Below are 12,510 nucleotides of genomic sequence, written 5' to 3' on the forward strand. Positions count from 1 at the left end.
GGCTACTTCCCGGTGATGTCGTCGACGCCGCTCTGGTACTGGTCGCCCAGGGTGGTGAGCATCTCGTCCGGCGTGGCGGTGCCGTTGACGAGCTCCTGGGTGCCGGCGACCAGCTGGTCGTAGAAGGTCGGCGTGGGCCAGTCCGGGTAGAACGCCAGGCCGTCGCGGTCGAGCAAGGTGTTGAAGTTCGCGATCAACTCCTGGCTCTTCGGGTCGGTGATGTCGGCCGGGTCGGCCTTCACCGGCACGCCGCCGTTGTTGCCGATGAGGTTCTGGATCTCGGGGCGCATCGTGATGTCGATGAACTCGTACGCGAGGTCCTTGTTGGCCGCGTTCTCGGGGACGACCCAGAGGTTGCCGCCCGACCCGGGTGCCATGTCGCTGCCGGGGAACAGGAACGTGCCCCAGTCGAAGGTCGCCTCGTCGGCGACCCGTCCGGCCCACCAGCTGCCGGAGACCATGATCGGCGCCCCGCCGCTCATGAAGGTCGTGCCCATGTCCTCGGCCTTGATGCCGGTGACGTCCTTCGAGATCCAGCCGTTGTCGACGTACTCCTTCAGCTTGTCGGCGGCGTAGGTCAGCTCGGGGCCCTGCCAGTCGACGTCGCCCTCGTAGAGCTGGTAGTCGTCGACGAACGAACGGTCGGCCTTCGAGAGGGCCAGCTGGTAGAACAACTGCCCGAGCGGGTACTCGCCACCGGCCTCGGCGAGCGGCGTGATGCCGGCGTCGGCGAAGGTCTGCAGGGCCGTCTCGAACTCGTCGTACGTCGTGGGCACCGCGATGCCCTGCTCGGCGAAGGCGTCCTTGTTGTAGAACACCTCGACGTACTCGCCGTAGTTCGGGATGCCGTACCAGCTGCCCGAGCCCATGACGCCCTTCTCGTCGTACTTCGAGGTCGTGGCGATCGACGGGGCGAGGTCGTCGTCCCAGCCGTACTCGTCGACGGCGTCGTCGAGGTTCGCGAGCAGCCCCTGGCTCGCGAGCAGGCCCGCCGTGGCGTTGCCCTTGTTGTACTCGAGGATGTCGGGCGCCTCGTTCGAGTTGAGCACCTGGCTCGCGGTCGAGCGGATCTGCTCGAAGCTCTTCTCCTCGAACTCGACCTTCGCACCGGTCTCTTCCTCGAAGGTGGCGATCGCCTGGTCCCAGGCGATGCCCATGGCGCTGGTCTCGCTCTCGAAGTGCCAGAGCTTCAGCACGTCGGGGTCGGACGACCCCGAGCTGCCTGCCGAGCATCCGGTCAGCAGCGCCGCGGTGGCCGCGAGGGCCGTCCCGACGGCGACGATGCGTCGTTTCTTCATGTGTCTACCTCCTCGTAGAGGCCCCGTGCCGATCATCGAAGCGTTTCGACGATCAGCGTGGAGCGATGTGATCTGGCCGTCGGATGACGGTGGTGCGATGGTGCGGTGGTGCGGTCGGTAGGGGTTCAGGAGGCGCGGGCCGGCCCGGAGACCGAGCCCTTCGCCAGGTAGGTGGGCGCGATCAACTCGACGCCCGTGTCGAGATGACCGTCGATCCGCTCGAAGGCGGCCCCGACCGCCCGCGAGCACATCTCGTCGATCGGCAGCGGGATGGTGTCGAGGGCCGGCTCGAACTCGTCGGCGGGGTAGCTGGCACAGGCCGCCAGCACCGAGAGGTCGCGGGGGATCTCGAGTCCGAGGCGGCGGACGCGCTGGAGGACGGCCTCGGCGGTGGGCTCGCTGCAGTGCAGCACGAGCGCGGTCATGCCGGGCAGCCTCTCGCGGAGGTCGTCGAACGCCCGGACGGCCGACGCCCGCCCGAGGTCCGCCGCCACGGTCAGCGTCTCGACGTCGCGGCTGTCGGCCCGGCCCGCGAAGGCCTCGTCGAAACGGCGGATGAAGCCGGTGTCGCGCTCGCCGTAGGAGGCCGGGTGACCGATGACGCCGATCGTCCGGTGCCCGGCGTCGGCCAGACGGTCGACGCTCTCGGCGGCTGCGGCCGCGAAGTCGAGGTCGATGCAGGCGAGGTCGTCGACGCCCTGCGGGATGCCGATGAACCCGGCCGGCAGGTCGAGTTCGCGCACGAGGTCGACGCGCTCGTCGACGGTCGCGACGCCGATCGCGACGACGCCGTCGACGAGCGAGCTCGAGGCCACGCGCCGGATGCCGGACACCTCGTCGTCGGTGGCTAGGAGCAACACGTCGTAGTCGCGACGACGGGCCGCCTCGACGACGGCGGTGACGAACCGCATCTGGGTAGGCTGGTGGTTGTCGGGCCGGATCGGCGCGCTGAGCGCCAGGATGTTGGTCCGGGCACCGGCGAGCATGCGGGCTCCGGCATGCGGCCGGTAGCCGAGCCGCTCGACGGCGTCGGTGACCCGCTGCCGGGTCGACGCCGCGATCGACCGCTTGCCGGACAGGGCGTACGAGACCGTCGAGATCGACACACCGGCGGCTTGGGCCACGTCGTGGATCGTCGTCATGATGACCTCGCTGTCGATTGCCGAACAGGTGCGGAAGCGCTTCGACTGCCGCGGGTCGAGACACTACGTCAGCTGCGACGGGGCGCGCAAGTCTTTTGTGGGAGCCCGCGACAAATGGCCCAGACCTCTTCCGCGCCGACGAAAGACGGGATATGTTGAGGCTCACAACATTCGCGTCGGGGCGGGATCGCCCCACGCGACCGACCGCTCGACCCTGGAAGGGACACCGATGTCCACCACCCCCACCCGCGAAGACAAGTTCTCGTTCGGCCTCTGGACGATCGGCTACAACGGCTCGGACCCCTTCGGCGGCCCGACCCGCCCGCAGCTCGACGTCGTCGAGGCCGTCGAGAACCTCGACCGCCTCGGCGCGTACGGCCTGACCTTCCACGACGACGACCTGTTCGCCTTCGGCTCGACCGACGCCGAGCGCCAGAAGCAGATCGACCGCCTGAAGGGCGCCCTCGACGCGACCGGGATCGTCGTGCCGATGGTCACCACGAACCTCTTCAGCGCACCCGTCTTCAAGGACGGCGGCTTCACCTCGAACGACCGTGGCGTGCGACGCTTCGCCCTGCGCAAGGTGCTCCGCAACATCGACCTCGCCGCCGAGCTCGGCGCGAAGACCTTCGTCATGTGGGGTGGCCGCGAGGGCGCCGAGTACGACAGCGCGAAGGACGTGCAGGCCGCCCTCTCGCGCTACAAGGAGGGCGTCGACATGCTCTCGCAGTACGTGCTCGACAAGGGCTACGACCTGCGCTTCGCGATCGAACCCAAGCCCAACGAGCCCCGCGGCGACATCCTGCTGCCGACCCTCGGTCACGCCATCGCGTTCATCGAGACGCTCGAGCACCCCGAGATGGCCGGCGTGAACCCCGAGGTCGGTCACGAGCAGATGGCCGGACTGAACTTCACGGCCGGCATCGCCCAGGCGCTCTACCAGGGCAAGCTCTTCCACATCGACCTCAACGGCCAGCGCGGCATCAAGTACGACCAGGACCTCGTGTTCGGCCACGGCGACCTCCAGAACGCCTTCTCGCTCGTCGACCTGCTCGAGCACGGCTCGCCCCAGGGCGGACCGACCTACGACGGCCCGCGTCACTTCGACTACAAGCCCTCGCGCACCGAGACGATCGACGGCGTGTGGGAGTCCGCGGCCGCCAACATGCGGATGTACCTGCTCCTCAGGGAGCGCGCGCAGGCCTTCCGCGCCGACCCCGAGGTGCAGGAGGCCCTGGCCGCCAGCCAGGTCGCCGAGCTCTCGGTGAACACCCTCGCCGACGGTGAAGGCTACGAGCAGCTGCTCGCCGACCGCGCCTCCTACGAGGACTTCGACGCCGACGCCCACTTCGGTGGACACGGGTACGGCTTCGTGCGGTTGCAGCAGCTCGCCCTCGAGCACCTGATGGGTGCTCGAGGCTAGAGCCCGGCGCGTCGGCGTTCGCATCGCGAGCGCCGACGCGCCCCGTCCCGTCGGGCGGCCGACCCGGCGGCACCAGCAGGGGGCAGGAATCCGGTATATTACGAGCATTGCTCTGAAGACCGGCCGAACGGATCGACCTCGATGACTGCCCGCCCCTTGCGCCCCCGCCGCTCGGCGACCGATCGACCGTCGGTCGCCGTCATCGGCACCCGCGGCTACCCCAGCTACTACGGCGGATTCGAGACCGCGGTGCGCCGGATCGCCCCCGCCCTGGTCGACGCCGGCTGGGACGTCACGGTCTACGGTCGCGACGGGTCGACCCGCGACGACGACCCCGCCCGCGACCGTCGGGTCACCTCCCGCCTGACGAAGGGCGTCGAGAGCAAATCGCTCAGCACCCTGAGCTACGGCCTCACCGCCGTGCTGGACGCCCTCGTGCGCCGGCCCGACGCGGCCCTCGTCATGAACGTGGCCAACGGCTTCTGGCTGCCCTTGCTCAGGCTGCGCGGCATCCCCGTGCTGGTCAACGTCGACGGCATCGAGTGGGAGCGTGCCAAGTGGGGACGCGCGGCGAAGACGGTGTTCCGTCTCGGAGCAAAGGCCAGCGCGCGCTTCGCGAACGGGCTGATCTGCGACGCCCGCGAGATCGTCCGGCGCTGGCAGGCCGACTTCGGCGTGGACGGCCTGTTCATCCCCTACGGCGGCGACCCGGTCCGCGACCTGCCGGTCGAGCCGGGCCAGCGACACCGCGGGTACGCCCTGGTCGTCGCGCGCTTCGTCCCCGAGAACACCGTCGTCGAGTTCGTCGAGGCGGCCCGCTCGATCGCCGAGCGGCACGACGTGGTCATCGTCGGCTCGACCGGCTACGGCGGCGAACTCGACGAGCTCGTGCGCGGACTGGCCGAGGCGAACGACCGCGTGACCTGGCTCGGCCACGTCAGCGACGACGATCGTCTGCACGCCCTCTGGCAGCACGCCGGGGCCTACTTCCACGGCCACAGCGTCGGCGGCACGAACCCGGCGCTGGTGCAGGCCATGTTCGCGGGGGCGCCCGTCGTCGCGCGCGACACCGTCTACAACCGCGAGGTGCTCGACGGAGCCGGCACCCTGGTGGCGCCCGAGCCCGCCGCCATCGCCGCCGCCGTCACCGCGCTGCTCGACGATCCGGCCGAGCAGGAACGCCTCAGCGCGGCGGCCCTCGCTCGTGCCGCGGACGCCTACACCTGGCAGTCCGTCTGCGACGCCTACGAGGAGGCGCTGCGAGCGACCCTGCCCCGCTCGCGCTGACCGACGATCCCCCCGCACAATAACTTGCACAAAGGTGTGCAAGATCGTACGATCGGGTCATGCCTGCCGCCGATGACCCCGTCCGCGCCACCCGTGCGCCACGCCGCGACGCCACCGCGAACCGCGACGCGCTGATCTCTGCCGCGGCACTGCTGCTCAACCGCGATCCGTCCGTGTCGCTCGAGGCCATCGCGGCCGAGGCTGGCCTGTCCCGACGCTCGGTCTACGGCCACTTCGCCACGCGGGACGACCTCGTGCGCGAGGTCAGCCTGCGCGGTGCCGCCCGCATCGGCGTCGCCGCGAGACCGGCACCGATCGCGGACCCGGTCGTGCAACTCGCCTCCCTGGCCGCCCGACTCTGGGCCGAGGTCGAGCACGTGCGCGTCATGGCGCAGCTGACCGTGCGCGGCCCGATGGCCCACGAGGTCGGCGAGGCGCTCGCCCCGTTGCGGAAGACCGTCCGCGACGTCGTCCGTCGTGGCGTGGAATCCGGACGCATGCGCGACGACATCGCTCCCCACACGCTCGCCCACCTGGTGGAGGGCGCCGCCCTGTCCGTGCTCGACGAGGCCACGACGCAGCGGCTCAGCCGCTCCGAGGGCCACCGGCTCGTCATGCTGGCGGTGCTCGGCGTCGTCGGCCTCGACTGGCGCACCGCCGGCGACCTCGTCGCGACCGCCCCCGAACTCGCGCTCCCTCCCGAACCGGCGACCGGCGCCTCCTCGATGCCCCCGACCGGAGAACCCGCATGAGACTCGAACTGCACGACGTCGCGATCGGCGACGGTCCCGGCGCGGCACTCCCCCGGCTGAGCGCGGTCGCCGACCGCTGGGTCCCGGGCTTCGTCGCGGTCGAGACCGAGAACGCGCCCACCCTGGCGTCACTCGTCGCGGGGGGCCGCATGCGCCCCGAGACCGGCCGGGTGACGATCGACGGTCGGGCGGACGACGCGGCGATCCGCGCCTCCTTCGCCCTCGTCGACACCCCCACCGTCGCCGAACCGTTCGCGGCCCTCACGGTCGTCCAGGTCGCCCGCGAAGAGCTCGCCCTCGCCGGGCTCCGCGCCGACAAGGACTCGGCTCGTCTGCTGCTCGAGGAGATCGGGCTGGACGAGCACGAGCGGACCCGCCTGAGCGCCCTGCCCACCGAGCTGCGCGTCCGCCTGCTCTGCGAGTTGGCGGTGCTGCGCCCCGAGGTGCGCGGGCTGGTCGTGACCACCCCCGAACGGCACGGAGGCGACGTCGCCGCCTGGCTCTCGGTCGTCCACGACATGGTCGGCCGCGACTACACCGTGTTGACCATCACCGGGTTCGCGGCCCTCGCGACGATCGAGTCGCTGCCCACGCCCGAGTTCGCCCCGGCCGGGACCGACGCCGTACCCGAGACCGACACCGCGCCTCCTTCCTCCCCCGACGACACCGCGGTCGCCACCACCCCCGACACCTCCGTCGAAAGCGACCAGCCGTGAAGATCTACGCCCTCGTCCGTTCCGAGCTGCAGCGCCTCACCGCCACCCCGCTCGCCCGCCTGGCACTCGTCGCGCTGATGACCGTGCCGCTGCTCTACGGCGGCCTCTACCTCTGGGCCAACCAGGACCCCTACGCCAAGCTCGACCAGATCCCGGCCGCCCTCGTGAACACCGACGCGGGCACCACGGTCGACGGCGAGACGGTGAACTACGGCGACGAGGTCACCGACCAGATCACCGACGGCGGCGACTTCGACTGGCACGTCGTCTCGGCCGCCCAGGCCGCGGCGGGCCTGCGCGACCAGACCTACGACTTCACCTTCACGATCCCGAAGGGCTTCAGCGACGACCTCACCTCGGCGAGCGGCGACGACCCGAAGCGGGCCCAGATCACCCTCGCGACGAGCGACGTCAACAGCTACCTCTCGTCCACGATCGCCGAGCAGGCGGCGAAGACCATCCGGGCCTCGGTCACCGAGAAGGTCGGCAAGGAGGCGGCGGGCCGACTGCTGGTCGGCCTGGCCGACGTGCGCACGAACCTGGGCAGTGCGGTCGACGGGGCCAACCAGCTCGTCGCCGGCACCGGTTCGGCCGTCGCCGGAGCGAACCAGCTGGCCGACGGTGCGGCCGACGCGGCGACCGGGGCCCACACCCTCGCCGACGGGACGAGCCAGCTCAGCTCGGGGGCGTCCGCGCTGGACACGGGACTGCAGACGCTGAAGACCCAGACGACGGACCTGCCCGCGCAGACCCGGACCCTGGCGGACGGTGCCGCCCAGGTGGCGGCCGGCAACGATGCCCTGGCCACCGGCGTGGCCGACGCGGCCACGACGAGCGCGACGGCCGCGGCCGGCCTGCCCGCCGCGCAGCAGCAGGCGCAGCAGCAGATCGCCGAAGCCCTGCGCCAGCAGGGTTACACCGACGAGCAGATCCAGCAGATCGCCGCGACCTTCGCCCCCGCGACCGAGTCGCTGACCACCGCCCTCCAGGACGCGAACACCCAGATCCAGGGGCTGAACACCCAGGTGGGGCAGCTCGCCACGGGGGCCGACCAGGTCTCGACCGGTGCCGCGACCCTGGCCGCCGCCACACCGGCCCTGACCCAGGGCATCTCGTCGGCCGCGACCGGCTCGTCGCAACTCGCCACGGGCGCGGCGAGCGCCGCCACGGGCGCCTCGACCCTCGCGACCGGTCTCGACACCCTGAGCAGCGGGTCCACCTCGCTGCGCGACGGCGTCGTCAGCCTCGACACGGGCACCACCCAGCTCCGCGACGGACTGCAGAGCGGCCTCGGCGAGATCCCCGCGAGCACCGACCGGACGCGCGACGACCAGGCGAGCGCCATCAGCGACCCGGTCGCGGTCAAGGACGCCGCCCTCACGAGTGCCGGCACCTACGGCGCCGGACTGGCACCGTTCTTCATCAGCCTCGCGGCCTGGATCGGCATGTACGCGCTGTTCCTGATCGTGAAGCCGATCTCGAAGCGGGCCATCACCGCCGTCAAGGCCCCCGTGCGCATCTCGCTGGCCGGCTGGCTGGCCCCGGTGGTGCTCGGCGTCGTGCAGATGGTCGCGCTCTATGTCATCGTCACGCAGGCGCTCGGCTTCGAGGTCGCCCACCCGCTCGGCATGATCGGGCTGATGGCCCTCGCCTCGGCGGCGTTCGCGGCGATCATCATGACGCTCAACGTCTGGCTCGGCAGCGTCGGGCAGTTCCTCGGACTGGTGCTGATGGTCGTGCAGCTCGTCACGGCCGGCGGGACCTTCCCGTGGCAGACCCTGCCCGCGCCGCTCGCAGCCCTCCACTTCGTGCTGCCGATGAGCTACGCCACCGACGGCCTGCGCCAGGTGATGTACGGCGGCAGCTCGGCCGCGGCCTGGGGCGACGCCGGCGTGCTGGCGGCCTGGCTGCTCGGCGCGCTCGTGCTGACCTGGGTCGCGACCTCCCGCATGACGCGGGCGCGCACGATGCGCGACCTGCGGCCCTCGCTGATCGGCTGAGACCGCCACTTCCGCCGAGGACGCAGGAGGCGCGGGTCGCGTGACCCGCGCCTCCTGCGTCCTCGCGCGGTCGCGCCGCTAGTCGGTGCGGGTCTCGAGGGTGGGGAGCACGGCGGGGTCGGCGTCGTGCAGGAACGTCGTGAGGCGTTCGACCTCGTCGACCTCGCCGATGGCGGCCGCACCTCGCCGGAGGGCGAAGAGGGACCGCAGCACGCCCCGGTTGGGTTCGTGCGACCACGGCACGGGGCCCTGTCCGCGCCACCCCGCCTTGCGCAGCGCGTCGAGACCGCGGTGGTAGCCGACGCGGGCATAGGCGTAGGCCTCGAGCTCGGCGCCGCGGGCGTCGGCCTCGTCGCTGAGCAGTGCCCAGGCGAGCGACGACGTGGGGTGGGCGACGACGACCTCGGCCGTCGTCAGCGTCTCGAGGTCGGCGACGACGTCGGGTTCGGCGGGCAGGCGGGTCTCGGGCACGCCGAGCAGGTTCGTTGCGGTCATCCCCCCATCATCCCCGACGTCCGTCCCGGGGACCGTCGCGACCCTGGTATAACTCGTTTCGTCGTGCAATACTGAGATATCACACACGGTCATCGGCCGTGTCGGGCGCCACGGTGCCCGCGAGCTCTCGACGAAAGACCACCGTGCCCACGACCCGACCGCGCCGCGCCGCCCTCGACTCCCCCGCCCTCCTGGCGTACCCGATGCACGGCCAGCGCAAGCTGCTCGACGAGGGCTACCGCACCCGGGACGGTCACCTGATCGAATGGCTCGGTCACGACCTCGCGGGCCGTGGCGGGGTCACCGTCGTCTCGAGGCCGGAGCCCCTCGTGACCTCGATCGCCCGCCGCCGCCCGATCGGGGCACCGGCCGTCGGCACCCGGTCGGTCGACCCGATCACGCTCCGGGCTCCCGACCCGCGCGACCGACGACGCTGGTGGGTCGCGTCCGCCCGCGCCTACCCCTCGTTGCCCCCGTCGGCGGCATCCGTGCCGGCCCTCGTCTGGAATCCCTTCGCCGCCGTCGCCCCGGTCGCGGCCAATCCCTTCGCCGGTCCCCGGCGGGTCGTCCTCGACCTGCTGGACGACTGGAGCCGGCACTACGCCTTCGAGAGCATCCGCGCCGAGGTCGACGAGGCCTACGCGGCCGCCTTCGCCCTCGCTGACGTCGTGACGGCCAACGGCGCGGGCACCGCCGACCTCGCCCGCCGACACGGACGCACCGACGTCGTCCTGCTGCCCAACGGCTGCGACCCCCACCGCTTCGACGGCACGAGCCGGGCGACCGGCCCGACCACCGTCGGGTACGTGGGCAAGATCGGGCGGAGGCTCGACCTCGCCGGCATCCTGGCGACCGTCGCCGCCCTGCCCCACGTGTCGTTCGTGTTCGCCGGCCCGGTGCTGGACGCCGAGTACGGGGTGCTGGCCGACTCGCCCAACGTCACCCTGCTGGGCGACGTGCACTACGACCGCGTGCCGGCCCTGCTGCAGACCTTCGACGTCGGCTGGGTGCCCCACCACGTCGGCGAGCGCGAGGTCGGCGGGGACGTCATCAAGACCTACGAGTACCGCGCGGCGGGTCTCCCCGTCCTCAGCACGGCCGTCTGCGGCATCGAGGCGCGCGGTCTGGACGGCGTGACGGTCGCCGACACCGCCGAGCACGCCTCGGTGCTCGCCGCACTCGCCGCAGGCTCCGACGGGCGGGTGCCCCGGCTCCCGGGTGCCATCCCTCCCGACGCCACGTGGCGGCAGAAGGCCGACGTCGTCCGCGACGCGCTCCGCCTGCCGGCCCGCCGACCGTCCTAGACCCGATCAGCCCCCGATCCGACACCACGCCGTTCAGCAGGGAAGAACTCCATGGAACTCAAGACCTTCATCACCGTCGTCCGGACGCGGTGGGTCCTCATCGTCGTCGTGACCCTGAGCGCCGTGCTGCTCGGGGCGACCGCGTCGCTCGCGACGGCGAAGTCGTACGCGTCGTCGACGCAGCTCTTCGTCTCGGTCTCGTCGATCGGCTCGTCGGACGCCGGCGACCTCGTCCAGGGCAGCAGCGCCGCGCAGGCCAAGGTGCGCTCGTACGTCTCCGTCGTCACGTCGGGTCGGGTGCTCGAACCCGTCATCGCCGATCTCGGGCTCGACACCACCCCCGCGGGGCTCGCCTCGAAGATCTCGGCCTCCAGCCCGGTGAACACGTCGTTGATCGACATCTCGGTCACCGACGGCGACCCCGCGCAGGCGGCACGACTCGCCGACGCCGTGGCCACGAGCTTCGAGAAGGTGGTCGAAGAGCAACTCGAACAACCCGTGGGCGGCGGCAGCGGGCTGGTCACCGTCGAGTCCATCGACGCTCCCGTCGTGCCGACGAGCCCGGCCAACCCCAAGCCCGTCCTCTGGATCAGCCTGGCCCTCGGCCTGGGCATCCTGTCGGGCACGGCCCTGGCCCTCCTCCGCAACACCCTCGACACGCGCATCCGCAGCAAGGCCGACGTCGAGGGGGTGACGAACGCGCCGCTGCTCGGTGGCATCGGCTTCCACACAGAAGCCTCCTCGGCCCCGCTGGTCGTCAACAACGATCCGCGCAGCCCACTCGCCGAGTCCTACCGCGCCCTCCGCACCAATCTCCAGTTCGTCTCGTTCGAGGGACGCAGCCGGACCTTCATCGTCACCTCGGCCATGCCCGGCGAGGGCAAGTCGACGACGGCGGCGAACCTGGCCGTCTGCCTGGCCGAGACCGGTGCCTCGGTGCTGCTCGTCGACGCCGACCTGCGCCGGCCCCGCGTCGCCGAGGTCATGGGCCTCGAGGGCGCCGTCGGACTGACCGACCTGCTCGTCGGGCGGGCAGAACTCGTCGACGTCGTGCAGCCGTGGGGACGCCTGGGCCTCCACGTGCTGCCCTCGGGCACCGTTCCCCCGAACCCGAGCGAACTGCTCGGCTCGCTCGCCATGGCGAGCCTCGTCTCGACGGTCGAGGTCGACTACGACTTCGTCATCATCGACACCCCACCCCTGCTGCCGGTGACCGACGCCGCCGTCCTCAGCCGCTGCGTGAGCGGCGTGATCGTCGCGACCGCCGCCCAGCGATCGTCGCGCCACCAGCTGAAGCAGGCCCTCGCCGCCGTCTCCGAGATCGGCAGCCGCACCCTGGGGGTCGTCCTCACGATGGCCCCGACGAAGGGCCTGGGTGCCTACGGGTACGGCGCCTACGGGGGCTACTACGGTTCGGTGACCGAGAACTCGGTCCCCGCCTCGAGGGCGGCGGCCCGATGACCATCCCGCCCCTCGCGATGGTGTGCACCGGGAACATCTGCCGCTCGCCGCTGGCCGCCGAACTCGTGCGCAGTGCCACGTCGGCGGCCGTCCAGAGCTTCGGGACGTCGGCCGTGGTGGGCGAACCGCCGCCCCGCCCCACCCTGCAGGCCGCCGAGTCCCTCGGGCTCGACCTGTCGACCCATCGTGCCCGTCAGCTGACGGCCGACGTCGTGGGTCGCGCTCCCCTCGTCCTGGCGCTCGCCCGGGAACACCGCCGGGCCGTCGTCTCGCTGGTGCCGAGGGCGAACCGCACGACCTTCACCCTGCGGGAGTTCGCACGCCTGAGCCGTCTCATCGATCCCCACGAGACGGCACGCGCGATCGCATCGACCCCGGACCCCGCCGAGCGTCTGGACCGGGTCGTCGCCCTCGCCGCGGCGCACCGCGGCTCCGGCGCCCTCGTCACGCCCGACGAGGACGACGTCGTCGACCCTTTCGGGCTCGGAGCCGACGTGTACGCGAAGTCGACCGCCCAGATCGTCGACGCGACGAACGACGTCCTCGCCTACCTCGGGCAAGCCCTGAGAGCCTGACCCCGCCCCGCCCGCCTCCGACCACGCGCCCCGACGACAAGGTCGTCGGGGCGCTTC

At 71.7% G+C, this 12,510-nt stretch carries 11 protein-coding genes; 8 read left to right on the forward strand and 3 right to left on the reverse strand.

Annotation, left to right across the window (positions count from 1 at the left end):
- Nucleotides 1–2 precede the first annotated feature (2 nt).
- Nucleotides 3–1,298 carry an ABC transporter substrate-binding protein gene (locus tag IFT36_RS03325; RefSeq protein ID WP_055978261.1) on the reverse strand — a complete coding sequence of 432 codons (1,296 nt, stop codon included), beginning with the start codon at nucleotides 1,296–1,298 and terminating at the stop codon, nucleotides 3–5.
- Between the two features lie 125 nt (nucleotides 1,299–1,423).
- Nucleotides 1,424–2,440 (reverse strand): LacI family DNA-binding transcriptional regulator, encoded by a 1,017-nt coding sequence (locus tag IFT36_RS03330; protein WP_200412408.1) that lies wholly within the window; start codon nucleotides 2,438–2,440, stop codon nucleotides 1,424–1,426.
- A 229-nt stretch (nucleotides 2,441–2,669) separates the two neighbouring features.
- Between IFT36_RS03330 and xylA the strand changes: the two genes are divergently transcribed.
- From xylA to IFT36_RS03355, 5 genes are all read left to right on the forward strand, one after another.
- A complete protein-coding gene (gene xylA / locus IFT36_RS03335; protein WP_200412409.1) occupies nucleotides 2,670–3,863 on the forward strand; it encodes a xylose isomerase in 1,194 nt (397 codons plus the stop codon).
- Nucleotides 3,864–4,004: 141 nt separating this feature from the next.
- Entirely contained in the window at nucleotides 4,005–5,150 is a 1,146-nt protein-coding gene (locus IFT36_RS03340; RefSeq protein WP_123570878.1) for a glycosyltransferase, read from the forward strand.
- Nucleotides 5,151–5,209: 59 nt separating this feature from the next.
- Nucleotides 5,210–5,902: a TetR/AcrR family transcriptional regulator gene (locus IFT36_RS03345; protein WP_056049609.1), complete on the forward strand. Its 693-nt coding sequence runs from the start codon at nucleotides 5,210–5,212 to the stop codon at nucleotides 5,900–5,902.
- On the forward strand, nucleotides 5,899–6,618 hold the full coding sequence (locus tag IFT36_RS03350) for a hypothetical protein (RefSeq protein ID WP_200412410.1): 720 nt from the start codon (nucleotides 5,899–5,901) through the stop codon (nucleotides 6,616–6,618). Before IFT36_RS03345 ends, IFT36_RS03350 begins: the two co-directional genes overlap by 4 nt.
- Nucleotides 6,615–8,618 carry a YhgE/Pip family protein gene (locus IFT36_RS03355; protein ID WP_200412411.1) on the forward strand — a complete coding sequence of 668 codons (2,004 nt, stop codon included), beginning with the start codon at nucleotides 6,615–6,617 and terminating at the stop codon, nucleotides 8,616–8,618. The genes IFT36_RS03350 and IFT36_RS03355 overlap by 4 nt, the downstream gene beginning before the upstream one ends.
- Nucleotides 8,619–8,696: 78 nt before the next feature.
- Here IFT36_RS03355 and IFT36_RS03360 read toward each other — a convergent pair whose 3' ends face one another.
- The gene (locus IFT36_RS03360; protein WP_056049619.1) at nucleotides 8,697–9,113 is read right to left on the reverse strand and encodes a DUF3151 domain-containing protein; all 417 of its coding nucleotides are present in this window, start codon (nucleotides 9,111–9,113) and stop codon (nucleotides 8,697–8,699) included.
- A gap of 143 nt (nucleotides 9,114–9,256) precedes the next feature.
- Between IFT36_RS03360 and IFT36_RS03365 the strand changes: the two genes are divergently transcribed.
- The 3 genes from IFT36_RS03365 to IFT36_RS03375 are packed head-to-tail and all read left to right on the forward strand — an operon-like array spanning nucleotide 9,257 to nucleotide 12,453.
- Nucleotides 9,257–10,417, forward strand: coding sequence for a glycosyltransferase (locus IFT36_RS03365; protein WP_148053653.1), 1,161 nt, complete (start codon nucleotides 9,257–9,259; stop codon nucleotides 10,415–10,417).
- A gap of 51 nt (nucleotides 10,418–10,468) precedes the next feature.
- Nucleotides 10,469–11,878, forward strand: a complete 1,410-nt coding sequence (locus tag IFT36_RS03370; protein ID WP_200412412.1) for a tyrosine-protein kinase domain-containing protein — start codon at nucleotides 10,469–10,471, stop codon at nucleotides 11,876–11,878.
- The gene (locus tag IFT36_RS03375) at nucleotides 11,875–12,453 is read left to right on the forward strand and encodes an arsenate reductase/protein-tyrosine-phosphatase family protein (RefSeq protein WP_200412413.1); all 579 of its coding nucleotides are present in this window, start codon (nucleotides 11,875–11,877) and stop codon (nucleotides 12,451–12,453) included. The genes IFT36_RS03370 and IFT36_RS03375 overlap by 4 nt, the downstream gene beginning before the upstream one ends.
- Nucleotides 12,454–12,510: the final 57 nt, after the last annotated feature.

Origin of the sequence: Frigoribacterium sp. CFBP 13605, from assembly GCF_014839405.1 — a bacterium.
GTDB lineage: Bacteria > Actinomycetota > Actinomycetes > Actinomycetales > Microbacteriaceae > Frigoribacterium.